The organism is Duganella violaceipulchra, assembly GCF_019166075.1.
Taxonomy (GTDB): Bacteria; Pseudomonadota; Gammaproteobacteria; order Burkholderiales; family Burkholderiaceae_D; genus Rugamonas; species Rugamonas violaceipulchra.
The window spans coordinates 94021-116463 of record NZ_JAHTGR010000012.1 but is presented as its reverse complement, the minus strand read 5'-3'; the positions used below and the strand labels follow the sequence as shown (position 1 = coordinate 116463).

Genomic DNA, 22443 nt, shown 5'->3' with positions numbered 1-22443 from the left:
CCCGGCGCCGGCCAAAGGAATCACACAATCAGGGGGAGGGATTGGTGTGATACTACTTTTGCTGTGGCTTGTACCACTTCGCAAAACCGTTTTGCAGCTTGGCCGCGGCATCCTTGGGCGCCAGCTTGCCGTTCAATACCTGCGCGTTCACGTTCCACAACTCGCTTTCCATGCTGGGCTGCCCGCGATTGAGCACCTGGGCGTTGAAGCGTATGGTCGAAGCGCAGCTGCCGCGCCATTCCGCCATCTGCTTGGCCACCGGATCGCGCACCGCGATCAGGTGATTGGACAGCGAGAAGAAGCCGGTCACGCGGTTGGTATAGATGTCGGCGAATTCCTGCGAGCCCACCCAGGCCAGGAATTTGTAGGCGTCTTCCTTGTTTCTGGATTTTTTGTTGACGCCAAGGCCGATGTCCATGTGGTCGGAGATGAAGCACGGGTCGCCCGCCTTGCGCACCGGCGGCGCAAAGGCGCCCAGCTCCAGGCCCGGCGTCTGGCCGAAGTACGAGATATCCCAGGAGCCGGTCGGATAGATCGCCGCGCGGCCCAGCGCGAACTGGTTCTGGCTGTCGCCGTAGGTTTGGGCGCTGGCGCCCTTGCTGAGGTAAGTGCCCATCTTCTGCTCGAACTGCAAGGCCTCGACGAACGGTGCGTCGGTCAGCTTGGCTTTGCCTGAGATGAGCGCCTTGCGGCCTTCCTCGCCGCGCCAGAAGTTCGGGCCGATATTGGTATAAACCATTTGGCTCGATTCCCACTGGTCGGCCGTGCCCAACGCCAGCGGCGCAATGCCCGCACCGCCCTTCTTCACCGCCTCCAGCACGGCGAAGAATTCGTCGACGGTCTTCGGCGGTTGCAGGTTGAGTTTTTTGAAGATCTTCTTGTTGTATAAGAAGCCGTGGATCACCGAGGCCACCGGCATGCAGAAGGTGTCCTTGCCGTCGTCGGTCTGCCAGGCCACCGTCGACGTGGGCGCGAAGTTCTGCATGCCCGGCTTGCCGTCCAGCTTCTCCAGATGGCCCTTCTTGTAAAGCGACAGCGAGACATCGAACGGACGGCAGGCTATCAGGTCGCCGGCGGTGCCGCCGGCCAGGCGCGCGGCCAGGCTGGAGTCGTATTCGGTGGGTGCGGTCGGCGCGAATTTGACCTCGATACCGGGATTGCTCTTTTCGAAGGCCGGCAGCAGTACTTTTTCCCACAGCGTCTTATCGTCGACGCGCCAGCTTTCGATCACCAGGGTGCCGGCCTGGGAGGCCTGGGCGGAGAACATGGCGATCAACAGAGCGTGGCGAACAATCCGGCGTACTTGCATGGTTGAGTCCCTTTGCATGGCTTTATTTACAACGATGAATTTATTCTAGCACCGGCTTTTCTGTGACAGGCGAGTGAGTTGCCTTACAGAACCAACCAGCTAAGCCGTTGAATTCATTGATATAAATTTTCACCGAGGGATCACCGCATTACATTTCCTTACTGCCGATGGGGATGCGAAGGGGATATGGCGGGGACAGCGCCCCCGCCCTGCAAGACTTCGTAAGAAATGCTTACATAACTTTACAAAAAGCCTGCGCGCTTGTTGTTGGAATGCGGCAGATGCTGTGCAAACGGTCGGCGTACTCCTTAATGAGCAGCAGCGAGCCGACGTCGGAATCGAAGACCGAGTACAGGCCCTGCTCTTCCTGCGGAGGATCGCCGACGAAGTCGTTCCCCGGCTTCCACCAATATTCCGCGTTGGCGGCGCGGCCGGCGCCGCCCCACGCCCAGAAATTGAAGCCAGCGATCGGATCGCCTTTGCTGGCGCGCTGGTAAATCACGTCGAAGACTTCGCGATAATAGCGGTCGCGGATCTTGGTGGTGGCCTTGATGCTGAACGATGGACCATCGCGATCCAGCCCAAACTCTTCCAGCACGATAGGCTTGTTCAGCTTCTTCGCCAGTTCGATGTGCGTGTTCAGGTAGTCGCGGCTCTTGGCAATGGCGCCGTCCCAGCTGCCGGTGGGGTTCTTCGAATCGAACCAGCCCCAGTTCTTGGGCCACAGGTGATAGGTCAGGTAGTCGATATTGCTGGTGCGGTGGGCGTCCAGGTAGAGCTGCGCGTCCTGTGCGGAACCGACCACGCCTTCGCTGCCGCTGCTGACCATGTGGTTCTTGTCCAGGCTATGGATGTAGCCCGCCGTTTCGTCTATCCATTTGACGTAGAGCGCCCGCTCCTTCGGCGTGACCTGGCTGGTGCCCGGACGCGGCTCGTTCGCCAGCTGCCACGCCATGATGCTGGCATCCTCGGAGTATGGCTTGCCGGTGACGGTGTTGACGCGCTTGACGATCCTGGCGATCACGTTGCGATACTCGGCTTGCGAGGCGGCGCTGCGATAGAAGGCGGCGGTACTGGTCAGGAAGCCATCGAAGTCCTTGGTGACATTGGGGTCCAGCGCCGGCGTGCCTTCGAACCAGTTCAGGTACTGCGTCATGCCACCGGACCATTGCCAGAAATTGTTCAGGTAGAGCACCACCGTCATATCGCGCTTGGCGACTTCCGCCATCAGGAAGTCCAGGCCGACCAGCAGCTCCTCGTCGTACTGACCCGGCGCCGCCGTCGATGCGGGGCTGACCGCGCTCTTGATGTCCGTCTTTTCCGACACGGCCAACACGCGCAGGTTGTTGATGCCCAGCGCGCGCATATTGTCCAACTCCTTCAGCAGGCGGGCGCGCTCGCCCACGCCACTGGCCGCGCCAAGATAGCCGCCGTACCAGAAATTGGCGCCGACGATGTAGCAAGCCTGGCCCTTGCGGCTGAAGTGCGTCTTCTTGGCGCTGACAAAATCGCCGCGTGCATCGGCCGCGCCCACCATGCCGCAGGCGCTCAACATCAGGGCGGCGGCGCAGAACTTGAATAGTATTTTCATGATCTATTTTGTCGAGTACATGCCGGCATACTTCACGCCGAAGTAGAGAATAAAGGTGTAGCAGGCAGCCGGCACGAAGAACGACCATTGCAGGCCGATGGAGTCCGCCAGCAGGCCTTGCGCGAACGGCACGACCGCGCCGCCGACGATGGCCATGCACAGGATGCCGGAGCCCTGGCCGGTCTGCTTGCCCAGCTTGTGCAGCGCCATGCTGAAGATGGTCGGGAACATGATGGAGTTGAACAGGCCAACCGCGATGATGCTCCACATGGCGACCGCGCCGCTGCCGAAGATGGCGGTCAAGATCAGCGCGATCGACGCCGCCGAGTTGAAGGCCAGCGCCTTGCCTGGACTGACATAACGCATCACGCCGAAACCGATGAAGCGGCCGATCATGGCGCCACCCCAGTAGTAGCTGACGTAATGCGCGGCGGCGCCGGCTGGCAGGCTGGCGACATTCGACTCGCCGAGGAAATTAATCAGGAAGCTGCCGATGCTGACTTCTCCGCCCACATACAGGAAGATGCCGATCGCGCCCAGCACCAGGTGGCGATGCGCCAGCACGGTTTTCTCGACGGTGGAGATAACGCCAGTCTCCTCTTCCGCGTGCGTCATCTTCGGCAGGCGCACCAGCGCGAACAGAATGGCCAGCGCCAGCAGCGCCGCAGCCAGCGCCAGGTATGGCCCCTGCACGGCGGCCGCTTCCTCGGCCTTGGTCTTGACCAGGTTGGCCACCACGGGCGCGCCTTCGGACAGGATCAGGATGCCGCCCAGCGTAGGCGCGATGGTGGTGCCCAGCGAGTTGAAAGCCTGGGTCAGCGTCAGGCGGCTCGAGGCGGTGGCCGGCGCGCCCAGCACCGTCACATACGGATTGGCCGCCACCTGCAGGATCGTGATGCCACTGGCGAGCACAAAGAAGGCCAGCAGGAACAGCGCGTAGCCGTTCATCGACGCCGGATAGAACAGCGCGCAACCGCCGGCCGCCAGTACCAGGCCGCTGACCGCGCCGCGCTGGTAGCCGATACGCTTGATCAGCATCCCGGCCGGCAGCGAGACGATGAAGTAGGCCCCGAAGAAGCAGAACTGCACCAGCATCGCCTGCACATAATTAAGGGTATAAATCGATTTCAGATGCGGAATCAGCACGTCGTTTAGCGACGTTAGCAGGCCCCACATGAAGAACAGCAGCGTGATGATCACCAGCGGGACGGTGTTGCTGGTCCCCTCCTGGTCCGCTTGGCCTTGGCGACGCAAAGCTGCCGATGCAACGTGTTCCATAAATCTGTCTCCTGTATGGATGGTTTTTATATTAATGAAAAAGATTCTGCATGGGCGCCATCCGGTGGTCAAACAACTAGCGCATTTCGGCCGCAGTTTAGCCACCTTCACTAAACACGCCGATATAGGCGCGACGCCGCCATTGCGGCTCGGCGAAAGGCTAAAACTGGCATGTTTAGTAAATTGCGCTAAACTTTTCAGGATAATCATCTAGTTGTTTGACCGAGCGTGGACGCTTATGCAAGACTGCGTTCACACAGAATCCTGCCGACGGCCACGCCGCGAGCAGTTTCATAAAGATACTTGGAGGGTAGATGGGCAATGCCACGAATGTCGCCGGAGTGACGATACGCGATATCGCCCGTGTCGCCGGGGTGTCCGCCGGGACCATCTCGCGGGCGCTGAAGAATGAACCGGGACTGACCGAGGCCACCCGCCAGATGGTGCTGGAAGCGGCGCGGGAACTGGGCTACGATTTTTGCAAGCTGCGGCCGAAGCGCCTGCGGCGGCTCACCTTCCTGCTGCACCGCCAGCACAACACCGCGTCGAGCAGCCCGTTCTACTCGCCGGTGCTGCACGGCGCCGAGGAAGCCTGCCGCAAGCAGGGCATCGTCTTGTCGTTCATGGCGGTCGGCCCGGCGGACGGTTTGATCGACCAGATACGCATGCATGCGCCGGACGGCATTGTCTGCGCCGGCTTCTTTGAACCTGAGACCCTGAGCGCCCTGCGCTCGACCGGCAAGCAGCTGGTGCTGATCGATATGCAGCTGCGTGGCTACAGCTCCGTCAACCCGGACAATATGATGGGTGGCTACCTGGCCACCAAGCACCTGATCGACACCGGCCGCACCCGCGTGGGCTTCATCTCCGGTCCGCTGTCGCACTACAGCATCCGTGAGCGCGCACGCGGCTATCGTCAGGCGCTGTTTGAAGAAGGCATCCTGGCCGATCCGCGCCTGGAAGCGGGACTGCCGGACGGCGTGGACCTGGAAACCGGCGCCTGGGAAGCGATGGAGAAGCTGTTGTCACTGCCCCATCCGCCGGATGCGGTGTTCTGCTACAACGACAGCGCCGCGCTGGTGGCGATGCGCTGCTGCCTGGCCAAGGGCTTGAAGGTCCCGCACGACATCGCCATCGTCGGCTTCGACGACATCGCGACCGCGGTGCTGGGGCATCGTCCGTTGACGACGCTGCGCATCGATAAAAAAGCGTTGGGCGCACTGGGCGTGGAACTGCTGCTCAGCGGGCAGCAGGAAGAGGCAGTAGAAAAGATCGCGCCGGTGGAATTGATCGTCCGCGCCAGCACCGTGTTCGACGGGTGGCGCATACAGAAATAATTTTTACGGAACAGGCTTTGCCGCAGGGCGTACGGTTCGCAGGAATCGTATGCGGGGGCTGCTGCGCGCCTGAAAAACATACAGCGCTTTGCCGTACAAGGCGGCCTGCTTTTTAACTTACAAACGGACCTGACGATGGTACCAGATTTTCAATCCCGCGCAACGCTGCTGAACCACATACGCCACACCAAGCACTTCTACGACGACCGCTGTGTGGACCCCAGCGGCGGCTTCTATCACTTCTACAAGGATGACGGAACGGTCTACGACGCGCACACCCGCCACCTGGTCAGCAGCACGCGCTTCATCTTCACGCACGCAATGGCGTGGCGCCAGTTCGGCGAAGCGGGCGACCAGCAACGCCTGCGCCATGGCCTGGACTTCCTGCGCAAGGCGCACCGCAACGCCGACACCGGCGGCTATGCGTGGCAGCTGGACTGGAACAACGGCGCCGGCCTCGTCACCGACGGCACCAACCACTGCTACGGGCTGGCTTTCGTGCTGCTCGCCTACAGCCACGCGCTGATGGCCGGCGAGACCCAGGCCCGCGAATGGATTGCCGAGACCTACGCGCTGATGGAACGCCGCTTCTGGCAATCCACCCACGGCCTGTATGCCGACGAAGCCAGCTCCGACTGGACTTTCCTGGCGCCCTATCGCGGCCAGAACGCCAACATGCACGCCTGCGAAGCGCTGATCGCCGCCTTCGAGGCGACTGGCGAACGCGCCTACCTGCTGCGCGCCGAGACACTGGCCCGCAACATCACGCAACGCCAGGCAGCACTGGCCGATAACCTGATCTGGGAGCACTACCACGCCGACTGGTCGGTCGACACCGAATACAACCGCCACGACAAGAGCAACATCTTCCGTCCGTGGGGCTACCAGCCGGGCCACCTGACCGAGTGGGCCAAGCTGTTGCTGCTGCTGGAGCGCCACGGAGCGCAGCTGGAAGGCGGCAGCAACTGGCTGCTGCCGCGCGCCGTCGAGCTGTTCGACGCGGCGCTGGCCAAGGCCTGGGACCACGAGCACGGCGGCATCTACTACGGCTTCGCGCCGGACGGCAGCATTTGCGACGATCTCAAATACTTCTGGGTGCAGGCCGAAAGCCTGGCCACCGCCGCGCTGCTGGCCGCGCGCACCGGCGAAGCGCGCTACTGGACCTGGTACGACAAGATCTGGGCCTACAGCTGGGAGCATTTCGTCGACCACCGGCACGGCGCGTGGTATCGCATCCTCGGCGCGGATAACAGCAAGCTGACCGACGAGAAGAGCCCCGCCGGCAAGGTGGACTATCACACCATGGGCGCCTGCTACGAAGTGCTCAACGTATTGAAGGACTGAGAATGACGGCCTTTCCGGTATTCGTGGCGGCAGGCGAAGCGCTGACCGACATGATCGTGCAGGACCCGCAACAGCAGCATTGGTTTAGCCAGGTGGGCGGTTCGACCTGGAACGTGGCGCGCACCATGGCCAGGCTGGACGTACCGACCGCCTTCGCCGGCGCCATCAGCCGCGACGTCTTCGGCGACGCGCTGTGGCAGGCCAGCGAAGCTGCGCGGCTCGACCTGCGCTTCCTTCAGCGTAGCGACAAATCGCCGCTGCTGGCGATCGTGCACCGCACCGATCCGCCGGCCTACTTCTTCGTCGGCGACGACAGCGCCGATTTGCAGTTCGACGCGTCGGCGCTGCCGGAAGGCTGGCGCGCGCACTGCAAATGGGTGCACTTCGGCGGCATCAGCCTGGCGCGCCAACCGTTGGCGGACAAGCTGGTGGCGCTGGCCGCGCAACTCAAGCGCGACGGCGTGCGGATCAGCTACGATCCGAACTATCGCTTGCTGATGGATGAACGCTATGACGCCACGCTACGCCGCATGACGGAGCTGGCGGACGTCATCAAGGTGTCGGAAGAAGACCTGGAAGGCCTGTTCCGCACCACCGATATCGATGGCGCCTTGGCCACGCTGCGCAGCTGGAACCCTGGCGCCACCTGGCTGTACACCAAGGGCGGAGCCGGCGCATCGCTGCACGTCGGCGATCAAGCTTGGCACCTTCCCGCACCGTCGATCACTGTGATCGACACCGTCGGCGCGGGCGACGCCAGCATCGCGGCGCTGGCATGGAGCATGATGCATCGCCCGCAAAATCAGCCACTGCAGCATCTGCAGTTTGCCGTCGCGGCCGGCGCCGCCGCCTGCCTGGCTGCTGGCGCGTCGCCGCCATCGCTGGCGCAGATCGAGGCGCTGCTGCCGTAACAGAAATCCGGGGTCAGGTCCCCGGGTCTGTCGTCATACGGTTGTCATACAACACCGATAAGATTGCGGGCTTTATATCGTCCCTCTTCTTTAGGTTCTCATGCACCCGACTACACCCTTCGCTAAATCCCGTTTGCACCTGGCCCTCGCGGCCGCCGGCCTCTATGCACTGCACGGCGCGGCCTTCGCCACAGAAGACAGCGGCGAAGGCGCGCTGTCCAAGGTCGTCATCAAGGCGACGGTGGAAAAGAAGAAACTGGGCGACAGCGTCAGCGGCGGTGCACTGGGACGCAAGTCCGAACTGGATACGCCCTTCTCCACCAAGGCCGTCAGCAGCGACGAAATCGAAGACCGCCTGGCCACCAGCATCTCCGAAGTGCTGAAGTACGACGCCTCGGTCACCGCCATCAGCCCACCGATCAGCACCCACCCGGCCACCATCCAGATGCGCGGCCTGCGCCTCGATGACCTGAACGGCTACAAGATCAACGGCCTGGCCAACGTCAACCGCGGCACCGAAATGCCGCTGGAGATGTTCGAGAGCGTAGAGGTGCTGAAAGGCTTGACCGGCTTTATGTACGGCTTCGGTTCGCCGGGCGGCATCGTCAACTATGTCAGCAAGCGCCCCACCACCGACAAGAGCTTCAGCGCGGCGCTGGGCTACCAGGAAGGCGGCGCGATCAAGGAACATATCGACACCGGCGGCCGGCTGGGCGACGAAGGCGGTTTCGGCTACCGTCTGAACCTGTTGCACGAAGACGGCGGCGTGCAGGAAGAAAGCGGCTCCATCAAGCGTAACGCTGCGGGCATCAACCTGGAATGGCGCGTCAACCACGACGTGGCGATCACCTACGATGCGATCTACCAGCGCCGCAAGAGCGTCGGCGGCACCGATGTGGTGATCTCGCCGCTTTACGTGGTGCCGAAGCCGATCGCCGGCGACAGTAAATTGAACAGCATCGGCGCCGGCAGCGACGTCGAATTCGCACTGTCCACCGTCGGCATGGAATATCGCCTGAGCCCTGAGTGGATGGCGGAACTGTCGTACCGCACCTCGAACTCGACCCGCGTCTACAAGAAGGATCAGTACTACATCACCAGCAACAAGGCCGACTACAAGGACCGCGTCACCTCCGAGCTGCATGGCTATCACTTCGACCAGGCGCAGGCCAGCTTCGAAGGCAAGGTCAACGCCTTCGGCCTGGCGCATGAAATCGTCGCCGGCGTGACCTCGCAGAACCTGTCGTCGACCTCCTCCGTGGTAACGCCGAAAACCTATATGGGTACCGGTAACCTGTATGCGCCGACCATCAACAACGTCGGCAGCATCAACTGGAGCGGCGGCACCTACCGCGACGAAGCCACCCGCCAGGATGCGGCCTTCGCCAGCGACACCTTCAAGCTGACCGACAACTGGTCGGTGCTGGCCGGCGCCCGCTACACCCGCTACAACGACAATGCCTATTCCACCAAGGGCGTGGTCACCGCCAACTACCCGGCGCAGCGCACCACGCCAACCGTGGCGCTGATGTACAAGCCGGCCGCCGACACCACCGTCTACGGCAGCTACGTCGAAGCGATGGAACAGGCATCCAGCGCGCCGACGTCCACCGTCAACGCCAACCAAACCTTTGCCCCGCTCAAGAGCAAGCAGGCCGAAATCGGCATCAAGACGGAGCGCAGCTTTTGGAACGCCAGCGCGGCGCTGTTCCACATCAAGCGCGGCGCGCAGTACACCAATGCCGGCAACATCTTCGTGGCCGACGGCGAGTCCAAATATCAGGGCGTGGAATTCAACACCGTGGTGCAAGCCACCAAGAACCTGTCGATCGAAGGTGGCCTGATGCTGCTCGATGCCACGCTGGAAAACGCCGCAGCAGGCTACAGCGGAAAACGCGCAGCCGGCGCCCCGCGCAGCCAGGTTTCGGTGCAGGCGACCTGGCGGGATGTGCTGCCAGGCCTGGCGCTGCATGCCGGCACGCAGTACCTGGGCGAGCTGCCGATGGATGCGGCCAACGTCAACACGCTGCCGGCGTACACCTTGTTCGATGCCGGCTTCAGCTACCGTCACCGCTACTTCGGCAAGATGGTCAGCGTGCGCGCCAATATCTCCAACATCGCCAACCGCAAATACTGGACCTACTACCAGGAGAACTACCTGAACGTCGGCTCGCCCCGTACCGCCAGCGTGAATGTTCGCGTAGACTTCTAAACCATGAAACCACAACGCCTTGCGGCAGGCGCCGCGCTGTCCCTGTTGATGTTGAACGCCGTCGGCGAGCAGTACTATCAAACCAAGACGCCGTATCAACCGCGGCAGGCCAGCGCCAGCTACGAAGCCCCGCCGCAGGGCTACCGCGCGGTCTACACCCAACTGCTGGCGCGGCATGGATCGCGCGGTTTGAGCAGCATGAAGACCGACCTGGCGCTCTACAACCTGTGGCAGCTGGCCAGCAGGGAGAAAGCCTTGACGCCGCTGGGCGCCCACCTCGGCGGCGACCTGCTGCAAATGATGAAGGCCAACGCCTTGCTAGGCTACGGCGTGGCCGGCATCACCAAACCTGGCTACGGCAACGAGACCATGCAGGGCGTGATGGAGCACAAGCAGCTCGCCGAGCGCATGTACCGCCGCTTGCCGCAGCTGTTCCACAACGCGGCCGTCGGCGCACAGCCTCGCCAGATCCTGCTGGTCACCTCCGGCAAGGACCGCGCCGTGGACAGCGGCGATTACTTCGCCGGATCGCTGGTCGCGCAGCAGCCCAATCTGCAGGCGCTGGTCGTGCGCCCGCCATCGCTGGCGCCGCGCGCCGAAATGAATCACGACAGCCGCCCGGCGGGCACCGACCGCTTTCTGCTCTACTTCCACAAACTGAGTGCCAAGCAGGACCTGGTGGCCGACGACAGCGATCCGCTGCGCGCCACTTGTCTGGCCAGCCAGGCATACCAGGCATGGGCCAAGAGCGACGAACTGCGCGCGCGTGAAGCCGCCGTGCTGGCGCAGCCGCAGGTGGCGGCGGCCGCGAAGGCGGTGCTTGAGCGCCTGTTCACGCCGGCCTTTATCGAAGGATTGAATCAGGGCCGCTACAGCGCCGCCAACACCGGGGCCTACAGCTACACCAGCGCCGACAAGCAGTTCACCAACCAGCTGACCGGCGATGGCGACACCGACATCAAATCCTCCGTCGATGCCGCGCAGGCGCTCTACGACCTGTACGCGACCGCCGCCGACATGAAGACCGAGCTGAAAGCCGACTTCACCCGCTACATGCCGGCGCAGCAGGCGGCGGTGTTCGCGGCCACCGAGGACGCCATCGCCTTCTACAGCAAGGGTCCCGGCATCAGCGAGAACGGCGACGTCAATTACCGCATGGCGCAAACGCTGCTGGACGATTTCTTCGGCGAGGTGGACGCCATCGCCAAGGGCGATCTGTCGCATGCCGCCAAGCTGCGCTTCGCCCACGCCGAAATCGTCATCCCGATGGCGGCCATCCTCGGCCTGCCCGGCATGTCTGAACAGCTGCCACGCGCAGTGTCGTACAGTTACGGTATCAGCAGCTGGCGCGGTGACGCGGTCGCGCCGATGGCGGCCAATATCCAATGGGATGTCTACACCAATGACCAGGGCCGCACACTGGTCCGCATGCTGTACAACGAGAAGGAAACGGACTTCAAGCGAAGCTGCGACCATGCGAAGATCGCCCCGGCCAGCCACTACTACGACTACGCAGGCCTGCGCGTCTGCCATATGCCGAAGTGACGTTGATATAAGCTTGCCATTTAAGCCACGCCAAGGATCGTCAGCTGCCGAAAACACAACATCCGATTCAATTCGTTACGAGGCTCCCTTTTTTATAGTGATAGACTTGGCAGGTCTTTTCATAATATGAGAGGCTTACCCATGAATCAGATGACGAGGCGTCAGTTCCTTCGGGTGACTGGTGCAACCATCGCGGGTTCGAGCATCGCGCTCCTCGGCTTTGCGCCGGCATCGGCCCTGGCCGAAGTCCGGCAGTACAAGCTGGCGCGCAGCACCGAAACCCGCAACACCTGCCCCTACTGCTCCGTAGGCTGCGGAATCCTCATGTACGGCCTGGGCGACGGCGCCAAGAACGCCAAGGCCAGCATCATCCACATCGAGGGCGATGCCGACCACCCGGTCAACCGCGGCACGCTGTGCCCCAAAGGCGCGAGCCTGATCGATTTCATCCACTCCGAAAACCGCCTGATGGTGCCAGAGTACCGCGCGCCCGGCGCGACCGAGTGGAGCAAGATGTCCTGGGACGACGCGCTGACCCGCATCGCCAAGTTGATGAAGGCCGATCGCGACGCCAATTTCATCGACAAGACGGCGGACGGCAAGACCGTCAACCGCTGGACCACCACCGGCATGCTGTGCGCGTCGGCGAGCACCAACGAGGTAGGCTACCTGACCCATAAAACCATGCGCAGTCTGGGCATGCTGGCATTCGACAATCAAGCACGCGTATGACACGGTCCGACGGTGGCAGGTCTTGCCTCGACATTTGGACGTGGTGCGATGACGAATCACTGGGTGGACATCAAGAACGCCGATGTCATCCTGGTCATGGGCGGTAATGCGGCAGAAGCACACCCTTGCGGCTTTAAATGGGTCACGGAAGCGAAGGCGCATCGCGGCGCCAAGTTGATCGTGGTCGATCCGCGCTTTACCCGCACCGCTTCGGTGGCGGACTACTACGTCCCTACCCGCACCGGCGCGGACATCGTCTTCCTCGGCGGGATCATCAACTACCTGCTCACGAACGACAAGATACAGCACGAGTACGTCCGCAATTACACGGACATGCCCTTCATCGTCCGCGAGGACTTCGCCTTTAACGACGGCCTGTATTCGGGCTGGGACGAAAAGGTGGGCAAGTACACCGACAAGAGCAGCTGGAACTACGAGATGGGCGACGACGGCTTTGCCAAGATCGACGCCACGCTCGAACACCCGCGCTGCGTGTACCAGCTGATGAAGAAGCACTACTCACGCTACACGCCCGAGATGGTGGAAAAAGCCTGCGGCGTGCCGCCGGAGAAATTCCTAAAAGTCGCCGAGATGCTGGCATCGACCGCTGTTCCGGGCCGCGCCGCCACCATCCTGTATGCGCTGGGCTGGACGCAGCACTCCACCGGCGCGGAAACGCTGCGCACCGGCGCCATGGTGCAGCTCCTGCTGGGGAACATCGGCATCGCCGGCGGCGGCATGAACGCGCTGCGCGGCCACTCCAACATCCAGGGCCTGACCGACTTGGGGCTGCTGACCAATATGCTGCCCGGCTACCTGACCTTGCCCGGCGAAGCGGAGCAGGACTTCGAGGCTTATGCCGCCAAGCGTGCGTTGAAGCCTTTGCGTCCAAATCAGCTCAGCTACTACAGCAACGCCAGGAAGTTCCTGGTCAGCTTCATGAAGTGCTGGTGGGGCGACGCCGCCACGGAGGAAAACCACTACGCCTTCGACTACCTGCCCAAGCTGGACAAGCCCTACGACATGATGCAGGCCTTCGAGCTTATGCATCAAGGGAAGATGAACGGCTACATCTGCCAGGGCTTCAACATCCTGGCCTCGGCGCCGGACAAGCAGAAGATCACGGAAGCCTTGTCCAAGCTGAAGTTCCTGGTCGTGATGGATCCCCTGGCGGTGGAGACGGCGGAGTTCTGGCGTCCCTTCGGCGAGTTCCACCAGGTCGATCCGACCAAGATCCAGACCGAGGTGTTCCGCCTGCCGACCACCTGCTTCGCCGAGGAACGCGGCTCGCTGGTGAGTTCCTCGCGGGTGCTGCAATGGCACTGGCAAGGAGCCGACGGTCCGGGTCAGACCAGGAGCGACCTGGAGATCATGTCCGGCATCTTCCTGCGCATCAAAAAGGCATACCAGGCGGACGGCGGCAAATTCCCTGATCCGATCGTCAACCTGACCTGGCCTTACGCCAAGCCATACAGCCCAACGCCGGAAGAACTGGCGATGGAGTACAACGGCAAGGCGCTCAAGGAGCTCACCGATCCGAAGGACCCGACGAAGGTCATCCTGAAGAAGAACGAGCAGGTGGCAGGCTTCGCGCAATTGCGCGACGACGGCAGCACGGCTTGCGGCTGCTGGATCTTCGCCGGCTGTTGGACCGCGGCCGGCAACCAGATGGGACGACGCGACAACTCCGACCCGAGCGGCATCGGCCAGACGCTGAACTGGGCCTGGGCCTGGCCGGCCAACCGCCGCATCCTGTACAACCGCGCCTCGTGCGACCCGAAAGGCAAGCCGTGGGACCCGACCCGCAAGCTGGTGAGCTGGAACGGTACCAACTGGGCCGGCGCCGATGTCCCCGACTTCAAGGCGGACGAGCCGCCGGAAAACGGCATGGGTCCCTTCATCATGCTGGCCGAAGGTGTGGCGCGCTTCTTCTCGCGCGATGCGATGGCCGAGGGTCCCTTCCCCGAGCACTACGAGCCGTTCGAGTCGCCGATCGGCCACAACCCGCTGCATCCGACCAATGCGCGCGCGACCAGCAATCCGGCCGCGCGCATGTTCCCGAACGACCGGGCCAAATTGGGCAAGGTGGCGGAGTTCCCGCACGTGGCCACCAGCTACCGGCTGACGGAGCACTTCCACTACTGGACCAAGCATGCGCGCCTGAACGCCATTATCCAGCCGGAGCAGTTCGTCGAGATCGGCGAGGAATTGGGCAAGGAGCTGGGCGTGGCGCACGGCGACCGCGTCAAGGTCAGCTCCAAGCGCGGGCACATCGTGGCCAAGGCCGTGGTGACCAAGCGTATCAAGGCGCTCATCATCAACGGCAAGAAGACCCACCAGGTCGGACTGCCGATTCACTTCGGGTTCAAGGGAGTCACCAAACCGGGCTACCTGATCAACACCCTCACGCCGACGGTTGGTGACGGCAATTCACAGACACCGGAATTCAAGTCCTTCCTGGTGAAAGTGGAAAAAGCATGACGGCCCGAGGAGAATGACCATGGCATTACAATCCCTTGATATCAAGCGCATGTCGGCGACGACGGTGCAGGAGCCGGTGGCGCGCACGCCGGTAACCGGCACCGTCGCCAAGTTGATCGACGTGTCGAAGTGCATAGGCTGCAAGGCCTGCCAGACCGCCTGCATGGAATGGAACGACCTGCGCGACGACGTCGGCGAAACCACCGGCGTGTACGACAATCCGATCGACCTGACGCCGCAATCGTGGACCGTGATGCGGTTCTCTGAACACGAAACCAACGACGGCAACCTCGAATGGCTGATCCGCAAGGACGGCTGCATGCACTGCGAGGACCCCGGCTGCCTGACGGCCTGCCCCGCGCCGGGCGCCATCGTCCAGTACACCAACGGGATCGTCGATTTCCATCAGGAGAACTGCATCGGCTGCGGCTACTGCGTGGCAGGCTGTCCGTTCGATGTGCCGCGCATCTCCAAGAAGGACGACCGCGCCTACAAGTGCACGCTCTGTTCGGACCGCGTGGCGGTGGGCCAGGAACCGGCCTGCGTCAAAACCTGCCCGACCGGCGCCATCGTCTTCGGCACCAAGGAGGACATGAAGGAGCACGCGGCCGAGCGCATCGAGGACCTGAAGTCGCGCGGCTACGCCAACGCCGGCCTGTACGACCCGGCGGGCGTCGGCGGCACGCATGTGATGTATGTGCTGCACCACGCCGACCAACCGGGCCTGTACCACGGCCTGAAGGCCAATCCGAGCATCAGCCCGATGGTCGGACTGTGGAAGGGCCTGACCAAGCCTCTGGCGCTGGCCGGCATCGCCGTCACCGCGCTGGCGGGTTGGTTCCACTATTCGCGCGTCGGTCCGAATGAGGTCAGCAAGGAAGAGGAAGCCGAGGCGCAGCATGAGGCCAACCGCATCCGGGAGAGCGAAAAATGAGCACGCCAAATCGCGACAAGGACGGCAATCCCCTGATCGAGCGCTATACGCCCAATGAACGCAGCAACCACTGGGTAACGGCCATCTGCTTCATCCTGCTGGCGGTGTCCGGGCTGGCGATGTTTCATCCGGCGACGGCGTGGCTGGCCGTATTCCTGGGCGGCGGCCAGTGGACGCGCATCCTGCATCCGTTTATCGGGCTGGTGATGTTCGTGTCGTTCGCGCTGCTGGTGATGCGTTTCTGGCATCACAACAAGTTCGAGCCGGGCGACAAACAGTGGCTGGATCAAATCGGCGACGTGGTCAACAACCGCGAGGAAAAGCTACCCAGGGTGGGCCGCTACAACGCCGGGCAGAAGCTGCTGTTCTATGTGCTGATCTTCTGCATGTGCGCACTGCTGCTGTCCGGCGTTGTGATCTGGCGGGCCTACTTCGCGTTCTACTTCCCGATCGAGATCGTGCGCTTCGCCGCGCTGCTGCACGCCTTCTGCGCGTTCGTAATCATCTGCGCCATCGTGGTCCACATCTACGCCGGCCTGTGGGTGAAGGGATCGATCGGTGCGATGGTGCGCGGCACCGTGACCTACGGGTGGGCGCGCAAGCATCACCCGCGCTGGTTCGAGGAAGTCGCCAGAAAATCGCGTGATTAGCTCAGCAATTTAGGATTAGAATAGTCTCCGGGCCGGCGGCTCCGTCGCCGCCGGCAATCTGGGAGACATCTTGGTACAACGTCTGCTTGCACCCGGCGAGATCGAAGCGCTCGATCACAACGCCATTCCGCGCCTGCTGCTGCCGCAGCCGCGCAGCCTGTTCTCTACGCGCGCCGCCCGCCTGCGCCAACTTGCCAAGAATGACATCAAAGGTATCCCCGTCGGCGAAACGCTGCGCGGCTACCTGCTGCTGATGGCGGCGCTGGTCGACGCGCAAGCCGCCTTGGTGCTCTCCCTTCCGGCAGAGGCCTTCGCCCTGCCCGACGCCGCCGACATCGACGTCTCGCTCGAACACAATATGCCGCCGCTGCCGGTCAGCGGCGCGCGGCCGCCGTCGTGGCGCGCGGTGTTCGACGCCCTGCTCGATCAACTCGATCCATTGGCGGAAGGCCAGCCGCAGATCGCCACCGTGCTGGCCGAACTGCGCTCACTGGAGAGTGCTGAACTGGAAGGCTGCGCCGACGCCGTGCTGTCGGAGCTGACCGATGGCGTGAATCCGCTGCACGCACCGTTCGTGGCGGCGGCGTTGCAGGTCATGTGGAGCATGCGCGCCGGCCAGTTGGACGCGCAGCGCGTACAGCCGCTGGTGACCAACACGCTATGTCCTGTGTGCGGCGCGCATCCGGTGGCCAGCGTGATCCGCATCGGCGGACAATCGCAGGGTTATCGCTACTTGCAGTGCAGCTGCTGCGCCAGCGAATGGCATATGGTGCGGGTCAAGTGCTCGTGCTGCGAGCACACGGCGCGCATCGCCTACCAGAGCATCGAGCCGGCCGACGCGGCCGACGCTGCGCCGGAAATCGTCAACAAGGCCAATGACCCAAGCAAGGTGGCGCGCGCCGAAACCTGCGACGACTGCCGTACCTACCGCAAGATTTTCAACCAGGAGCATGACTACAACGTCGAACCGCTGGCCGACGACCTGGCCAGCCTGGCGCTGGATCTGCTGGTGGGCGAAGCCGGCTACGCCCGCGCCAGCGGCAATCCCCTGCTGTGGTTCAACGCCGAATGAGCGGCGACATGGCAGACATGAGCACCGCAGTCGCAGCGGGCGCCATCCACCTCCCGGCCGTCCACCTGATCCTGTCCGACGCCGCTTGCGCGCCGCTGATCGCCGAATACGGCCGTGTGCAGACGCTGGAAGCCGCCCGCATGCTGCTGGCCGAACTACGCGGCATGATGCTGGCCAGCCGCCGTGACGGCATGCCGGCAGCTGGCGACACCTCCATTCCTGCCCTGCTGGCGATGCTGGCCGAACGCTTGCGCGAGACCAACCGCTCACCGCTGCGGCCCGTCTTCAATCTCACCGGCACCGTCCTGCACACCAACCTTGGCCGCGCCCTGCTGCCCGACAGCGCGGTGCAAGCCGTGGCCGAAGCGCTGCGCTGGCCGATGAACCTGGAGTGGGATATCGACACCGGCAAGCGCGGCGACCGCGACAACCTGATCGAAGACCTGCTGCTGGAACTGACCGGCGCCGAAGCGGCCACTATCGTCAACAACAACGCGGCCGCCGTGCTGCTGATGCTGAACACCATCGCGCAAGGCAAGGAGGTCATCGTCTCGCGCGGCGAGTTGGTGGAGATCGGCGGCGCCTTCCGCATCCCGGACATCATGACCCGCGCCGGCGCCGTGTTGCGCGAAGTGGGCAGCACCAACCGCACGCACCTGAAAGACTATGCCGAAGCGGCCGGCCCGCAGACCGCGCTGATGATGAAGGTCCACTGCAGCAATTACGCCATCACCGGCTTCACCAGGAGCGTCGAGCTGCCGGAGCTGGCGCCGCTGGCGAAGCGGCACACCATACCGCTGGCGGTGGACTTGGGCAGCGGCACGCTGGTCGACCTGGAACAATACGGCCTGCCCCACGAAACCACGGTACGCGAAACCATCGCCGGCGGCGCCGACCTGGTCACCTTCAGCGGCGACAAACTGCTGGGCGGTCCGCAGTGCGGCATCATCGTCGGCCGCGCCGATTTGATCGCGCAGATCAAGAGGAATCCGCTCAAGCGCGCGCTGCGCGTGGGCAAACTGACGCTGGCTGCGCTGGAGCCCGTGCTCGCGCTGTATCGCGCACCGGACCTGCTGCCCGAACGCCTGACCACACTCAAGCTGCTGACCCGGCCCGCCGCCGCCATGCGCGAGCTGGCGCAAGCGCTGCTGCCGCAGTTGCAAGCGGCGCTGGGCGCCGGTTATGCAGTCAGCAGCGAGCCGATGCTGAGCCAGATCGGCAGCGGCGCCCTGCCCGTCGACCAGTTGCCCAGCCACGGCCTGGTGATACGCGCCGCTGCGGCGGGACGCATCAGCAACGCGCTGGGCGTGCTGGAACAACGCCTGCGTGCATTGCCGCTGCCGGTGATCGGCCGCGTCGCGCAGGATGCGCTGTGGCTGGACCTGCGCTGCCTGGACGACCACCAGCGCCAGCGCTTCACCGAGCAACTGGCGCTGCTGGCCGTATGATCGTCGGCACGGCAGGCCACATCGATCACGGCAAAACCACGCTGACGCGCGCGCTCACCGGCGTCGACACGGACCGGCTGAAGGAAGAGAAGGAACGCGGCATATCGATCGAACTCGGTTACGCCTACGCCCCGCTGGAAAACGGCCGTATCCTCGGGGTGATCGACGTGCCGGGCCACGAAAAATTCATCCGCACCATGGCCGCAGGCGTCACCGGCATCGACGCCGCGCTGCTGGTGATCGCCGCCGACGACGGCATCATGCCGCAGACGCTGGAGCATCTCGCCATCCTGCGCCTGCTGGGCGTGCGGCGCGGCGCCGTGGCCCTGACCAAGATAGACCGTGTCGATACCCCGCGCGTGGAGCAGGTGGAACGGGACATCAGCGCCCTGCTGGCGGCGACCGACTTTGCCGAAGCACCGATCTTCCGCACCAACGCCAGCGTGGCGGCGGACGCTGGCGTGCAAGCTTTGCTGAGGCATCTGGCGCAGATGGCGGCGGCGCTGCCGGCCAGCGACGAACGGCGCCTGTTCCGGCTGGGTGTGGACCGTGTGTTCACCTTGTCCGGCCAGGGCACTATCGTCACCGGCACCGCGCTGGCGGGCAATGTCCGCGTCGGCGATGTGCTGCAACTGGCGCCGGGCGGACAACAGGCGCGCGTGCGCAGCATCCACGCGCAGAACCGCAACGCCGACAGCGGCCACGCAGGCCAGCGGCTGGCCTTGAATATCAGCGGCGTATCGAAGGAAGAGATACAGCGCGGCAGCTGGATAGTCGCCCCAGCACTCGCGGCCTGCTCCGAACGCATCGACGCCGAACTGACGCTCACGCCAGACTGCGGCCAGACGCTGAAGCCCTGGTCGCCACTGCACGTGCACCTGGGCGCGGCGCACCACACGGCGAACGTCGTCATGTTGGACGGCGACCTGCTGGCGCCGGGCCAGACCGCCCGCGTGCAACTGGTGCTGGACGCGCCGGTGCACGCCGTCCCCGGCGACCGCTTCGTGATCCGCAACGCACAGGCCACCGCCACTATCGGCGGCGGCACGGTGCTCGATCCCTTCGGCCCTGCGCGCAAGCGACGCAGCACAGCGCGGCTGGCGTGGTTGCAGGCGCTATCCGATTTCGTCGCCAGCGGCGATGCCGCCTCGCTGCTGGAGCGCAGTCCACTGGGCTTGCGCATGTCGGCGCTGGTGCGCCTGTCGCAGCTGCCTGCAGATCAAATCGCGCTGCCGCCGGATACCATCAAGGTACCCCTGCAAGGCGGCGACCAGCTGCTACTGGCCGCCGACGAAGTTCAAGCGCTGGAAGCACGCATCCTGAATGGGCTGACCGACTTCCACACGCGCGCGCCGGACGACGCCGGACCCGAACTGTGGCGCCTCAAGCGCATCGTCGCGCCGGAAATGGAAGACCGGTTGTGGGGCCGGTTGATCGAAACGCTGATAGTCGCAGGTCAGGTGAAACAGCGCGGCCGCAGCCTGCATCTGCCCGGCCACAGCGTGGAGCTCAGCGACCAGGAACAAGCGCAGGTCAAGCCCCTGCTGGCCGCCCTGATGGAAGGCGCATACGACCCGCCGTGGGTACGCGACCTGTCGCGCGAACACGGCATGTCGGAAGCGGAGGTGCGGCGCCTGCTGCTCAAGCTCTCCAAGATGGGGGAGATCAGCCAGCTGGTGCCGGATCTGTTCTATCATCCAAAGCGGCTGGCCGAACTGGCGGCATTGGTCGCGTCGCTGCCCGAAGTACAGGCGTCGGCATTCCGCGATGTGACCGGACTGGGTCGCAAGCGGGCCATACAGATATTGGAGTTCTTCGATCGCGTCGGCTATACTCGGCGCGTGGGCAACATCCACTTGATACGACCCAACGCGGTCTGGTCGTACAGTGGCGAGTAGTACCAGGGAAGGCATACTCATCCGGTGATGGGGCCGGGCTTCAAACCCGGTGGGGGGCGTCAGACGCTCCCCTGTAAGTTCGACTCCTACTGCCTTCCGCCATTCAAGGTATCGGCCACCATGTCGACGGCGGCGTCGAAGCTGGGCGGGTCTTCCGCCAGCAGCGACCACAGTCGATTATGTTCGGCGCCCTGCACCACGTGCAGCCGGCTCGATTGCGCGCGCGTGGCGGCGGCCACCAGGCGCTCCGGGATCTCCCGCGGAATCGTGGCGTCGTTCTCGGCGGCGATCACCAGCAGGCGGCCTTCGAAGCGCGACAGGATGTCCCAGGCGTCGCTGTCGGCCCAGCTGCGCTCGCGCCGTATCACGGCCGAGAACTCTGGCCCGAACGGCACCTCATACGCGGTCGGCGTGAAGACGCCGGGGACGATCAGCACCAGCGCATCGACATGGTGACTTTGCGTGAAGCGGATCGCGTTGTAGGCGCCCATGCTGGCGCCGAACACCGCCAACGGCTCCGGCAAGGCGCGCGCGGCGGCCACCGCCTGCGCCTGGCGCGTGCGGCTGGCCACCGACGATTGCGCCAGCGTGCCACCGGTGTCGCCATGGCCGATGCAATCGAAGCTGGTGCTGCCGATGCCACGCTGCTGCAAGGCGTTGCGCAGCAGATGATGGCCGCGACGGCTGCCGGTGCCGGCGCCATGCAAGTACAGCACGCGGTTGACGCCGTCGCCGACGTACTGGTCGCCCTTCAGCACATGGTCCCCAAACGCCACATCGAAATCCACGATCATTTGCCTGCCTCCTTGGCCAACCGCAGATTGAGCTTGTCGCGCGATAGTTTAACGTAGGCTTTGCAGCCGTCGCCGCCATCGAGCAAGGGGTGCGGCTTGCCGCTTCTCAGCTTGTCCCAGGTGCCGGAGTTATCCGGGTGTACGGCGATGATGATGTCGCACGACGCCTGCTCCAGCGCCGCAAAGCTTCGCTCATATTGTTTCTGTACTTCCGAATGGGCGCTGAACTTGTAGCCGTCGCTGGAAATGGGGTTGATGCTGTCGGCGAACACGATGCTGGCGCAACGATCTTGTTCGCAGGAGCTCCACGTCCAGCTGGTGCCGCCCGCGGTGTGGCCGGGCGTGTACATCGCGGTCAACGACAGCGGCCCGACCTTGACGGCTTCGCCATCGCGCACCGTGCGCACTTTGCGCACCCTGGCAAATGGCGTGCTGCCGACGAACTGCGGATCATCCTTGGCCATGCTGCCGCGCTTCAGGTCCGCCGCCGTCAGTGGGCTGGCCACCACCGTCGCGCCGCTCATGCGCTGCAGTTCGGCGATGCCGCCGGCGTGGTCGAAGTGATCGTGCGAGCTCAGTATCAGCTTGACGTCCTCGATGCGGAAGCCCAGCTTGCGGATGCTGGCGGCGATGCGCTGCGGCGAATCCGGATAGCCGCCGTCCAGCAGGATATGGCCCTGCGGCGACGTCACCAGCACTGAACTGAGGCTGCTCACGCCGACGTAATAACTGTTGCCATAAATCTGGAAGGGTTCGACCGGCTTGTTCCAGTTGTCATCAGGTGCGTTTGCGGAGGCAAAGGCGGCAAGGCCGCAGAGCACGGCGGCCAGCAAGGGTTTGATCATGAGTGGTGTGCGACAGAGTTGGTAAAGAAAGAACATTGTACATCCGTACATCCTGTATGTAT

At 63.7% G+C, this 22443-nt stretch carries 16 protein-coding genes and 1 tRNA gene; 12 read left to right on the top strand and 5 right to left on the bottom strand.

Going from position 1 to position 22443, the window contains the following annotated elements:
- Nucleotides 1-52: 52 nt before the first annotated feature.
- From KVP70_RS21820 to KVP70_RS21810, 3 genes are all read right to left on the bottom strand, one after another.
- The gene (locus KVP70_RS21820; protein ID WP_217944306.1) at nt 53-1309 is read right to left on the bottom strand and encodes an ABC transporter substrate-binding protein; all 1257 of its coding nucleotides are present in this window, start codon (nt 1307-1309) and stop codon (nt 53-55) included.
- 232 nt (nt 1310-1541) lie between these two features.
- Nucleotides 1542-2900, bottom strand: coding sequence for a glycoside hydrolase 5 family protein (locus KVP70_RS21815; RefSeq protein ID WP_229225006.1), 1359 nt, complete (start codon nt 2898-2900; stop codon nt 1542-1544).
- A 3-nt stretch (nt 2901-2903) separates the two neighbouring features.
- Entirely contained in the window at nt 2904-4178 is a 1275-nt protein-coding gene (locus KVP70_RS21810) for a sugar MFS transporter (protein ID WP_217944305.1), read from the bottom strand.
- Nucleotides 4179-4492: 314 nt separating this feature from the next.
- On the opposite strand from KVP70_RS21810, the gene KVP70_RS21805 reads away from it, so the two are divergent.
- From KVP70_RS21805 to KVP70_RS21750, 12 genes are all read left to right on the top strand, one after another.
- Nucleotides 4493-5515, top strand: coding sequence for a LacI family DNA-binding transcriptional regulator (locus KVP70_RS21805; RefSeq protein WP_116988019.1), 1023 nt, complete (start codon nt 4493-4495; stop codon nt 5513-5515).
- 135 nt (nt 5516-5650) lie between these two features.
- Nucleotides 5651-6859 carry an AGE family epimerase/isomerase gene (locus KVP70_RS21800; RefSeq protein ID WP_217944304.1) on the top strand — a complete coding sequence of 403 codons (1209 nt, stop codon included), beginning with the start codon at nt 5651-5653 and terminating at the stop codon, nt 6857-6859.
- Between the two features lie 2 nt (nt 6860-6861).
- The gene (locus KVP70_RS21795; protein WP_217944303.1) at nt 6862-7770 is read left to right on the top strand and encodes a carbohydrate kinase family protein; all 909 of its coding nucleotides are present in this window, start codon (nt 6862-6864) and stop codon (nt 7768-7770) included.
- Between the two features lie 133 nt (nt 7771-7903).
- Entirely contained in the window at nt 7904-9982 is a 2079-nt protein-coding gene (locus KVP70_RS21790; RefSeq protein ID WP_229225005.1) for a TonB-dependent siderophore receptor, read from the top strand.
- A 3-nt stretch (nt 9983-9985) separates the two neighbouring features.
- Nucleotides 9986-11527 (top strand): histidine-type phosphatase, encoded by a 1542-nt coding sequence (locus KVP70_RS21785; RefSeq protein WP_229225004.1) that lies wholly within the window; start codon nt 9986-9988, stop codon nt 11525-11527.
- A gap of 141 nt (nt 11528-11668) precedes the next feature.
- On the top strand, nt 11669-14740 hold the full coding sequence (fdnG, locus tag KVP70_RS21780; protein WP_217944301.1) for a formate dehydrogenase-N subunit alpha: 3072 nt from the start codon (nt 11669-11671) through the stop codon (nt 14738-14740).
- 19 nt (nt 14741-14759) lie between these two features.
- The gene (fdxH, locus tag KVP70_RS21775) at nt 14760-15674 is read left to right on the top strand and encodes a formate dehydrogenase subunit beta (protein ID WP_217944300.1); all 915 of its coding nucleotides are present in this window, start codon (nt 14760-14762) and stop codon (nt 15672-15674) included.
- Nucleotides 15671-16324, top strand: a complete 654-nt coding sequence (locus tag KVP70_RS21770) for a formate dehydrogenase subunit gamma (RefSeq protein WP_217944299.1) — start codon at nt 15671-15673, stop codon at nt 16322-16324. Before fdxH ends, KVP70_RS21770 begins: the two co-directional genes overlap by 4 nt.
- A 70-nt stretch (nt 16325-16394) precedes the next feature.
- On the top strand, nt 16395-17396 hold the full coding sequence (gene fdhE / locus KVP70_RS21765; RefSeq protein WP_217944298.1) for a formate dehydrogenase accessory protein FdhE: 1002 nt from the start codon (nt 16395-16397) through the stop codon (nt 17394-17396).
- Complete coding sequence (gene selA / locus KVP70_RS21760) at nt 17393-18844, top strand: L-seryl-tRNA(Sec) selenium transferase (RefSeq protein WP_217944297.1); 1452 nt, start codon at nt 17393-17395, stop codon at nt 18842-18844. Before fdhE ends, selA begins: the two co-directional genes overlap by 4 nt.
- Nucleotides 18841-20742: a selenocysteine-specific translation elongation factor gene (gene selB / locus KVP70_RS21755; protein ID WP_217944296.1), complete on the top strand. Its 1902-nt coding sequence runs from the start codon at nt 18841-18843 to the stop codon at nt 20740-20742. The genes selA and selB overlap by 4 nt, the downstream gene beginning before the upstream one ends.
- 6 nt (nt 20743-20748) lie before the next feature.
- A tRNA-Sec gene (locus KVP70_RS21750) sits at nt 20749-20844 on the top strand.
- Here the strand turns inward: KVP70_RS21750 and KVP70_RS21745 are convergent.
- Both KVP70_RS21745 and bla read right to left on the bottom strand, forming a co-directional pair.
- The gene (locus KVP70_RS21745) at nt 20829-21536 is read right to left on the bottom strand and encodes an alpha/beta hydrolase (RefSeq protein WP_217944295.1); all 708 of its coding nucleotides are present in this window, start codon (nt 21534-21536) and stop codon (nt 20829-20831) included. The genes KVP70_RS21750 and KVP70_RS21745 overlap by 16 nt on opposite strands.
- Nucleotides 21533-22381, bottom strand: coding sequence for a subclass B3 metallo-beta-lactamase (gene bla / locus KVP70_RS21740; RefSeq protein ID WP_217944294.1), 849 nt, complete (start codon nt 22379-22381; stop codon nt 21533-21535). The genes KVP70_RS21745 and bla overlap by 4 nt, the downstream gene beginning before the upstream one ends.
- Nucleotides 22382-22443: the final 62 nt, after the last annotated feature.

Excerpts from the sequence above, each read along its gene's own strand:
- KVP70_RS21770 (WP_217944299.1), top strand. The coding sequence starts at position 15,671 with ATGAGCACGCCAAATCGCGACAAGGACGGCAATCCCCTGATCGAGCGC.
- KVP70_RS21820 (WP_217944306.1), bottom strand. The coding sequence starts at position 1,309 with ATGCAAGTACGCCGGATTGTTCGCCACGCTCTGTTGATCGCCATGTTC.
- KVP70_RS21785 (WP_229225004.1), top strand. The coding sequence starts at position 9,986 with ATGAAACCACAACGCCTTGCGGCAGGCGCCGCGCTGTCCCTGTTGATG.
- KVP70_RS21815 (WP_229225006.1), bottom strand. The coding sequence starts at position 2,900 with ATGAAAATACTATTCAAGTTCTGCGCCGCCGCCCTGATGTTGAGCGCC.
- KVP70_RS21745 (WP_217944295.1), bottom strand. The coding sequence starts at position 21,536 with ATGATCGTGGATTTCGATGTGGCGTTTGGGGACCATGTGCTGAAGGGC.
- selB (WP_217944296.1), top strand. The coding sequence starts at position 18,841 with ATGATCGTCGGCACGGCAGGCCACATCGATCACGGCAAAACCACGCTG.
- KVP70_RS21805 (WP_116988019.1), top strand. The coding sequence starts at position 4,493 with ATGGGCAATGCCACGAATGTCGCCGGAGTGACGATACGCGATATCGCC.
- KVP70_RS21795 (WP_217944303.1), top strand. The coding sequence starts at position 6,862 with ATGACGGCCTTTCCGGTATTCGTGGCGGCAGGCGAAGCGCTGACCGAC.
- fdxH (WP_217944300.1), top strand. The coding sequence starts at position 14,760 with ATGGCATTACAATCCCTTGATATCAAGCGCATGTCGGCGACGACGGTG.
- selA (WP_217944297.1), top strand. The coding sequence starts at position 17,393 with ATGAGCGGCGACATGGCAGACATGAGCACCGCAGTCGCAGCGGGCGCC.
- KVP70_RS21800 (WP_217944304.1), top strand. The coding sequence starts at position 5,651 with ATGGTACCAGATTTTCAATCCCGCGCAACGCTGCTGAACCACATACGC.
- KVP70_RS21810 (WP_217944305.1), bottom strand. The coding sequence starts at position 4,178 with ATGGAACACGTTGCATCGGCAGCTTTGCGTCGCCAAGGCCAAGCGGAC.
- bla (WP_217944294.1), bottom strand. The coding sequence starts at position 22,381 with ATGATCAAACCCTTGCTGGCCGCCGTGCTCTGCGGCCTTGCCGCCTTT.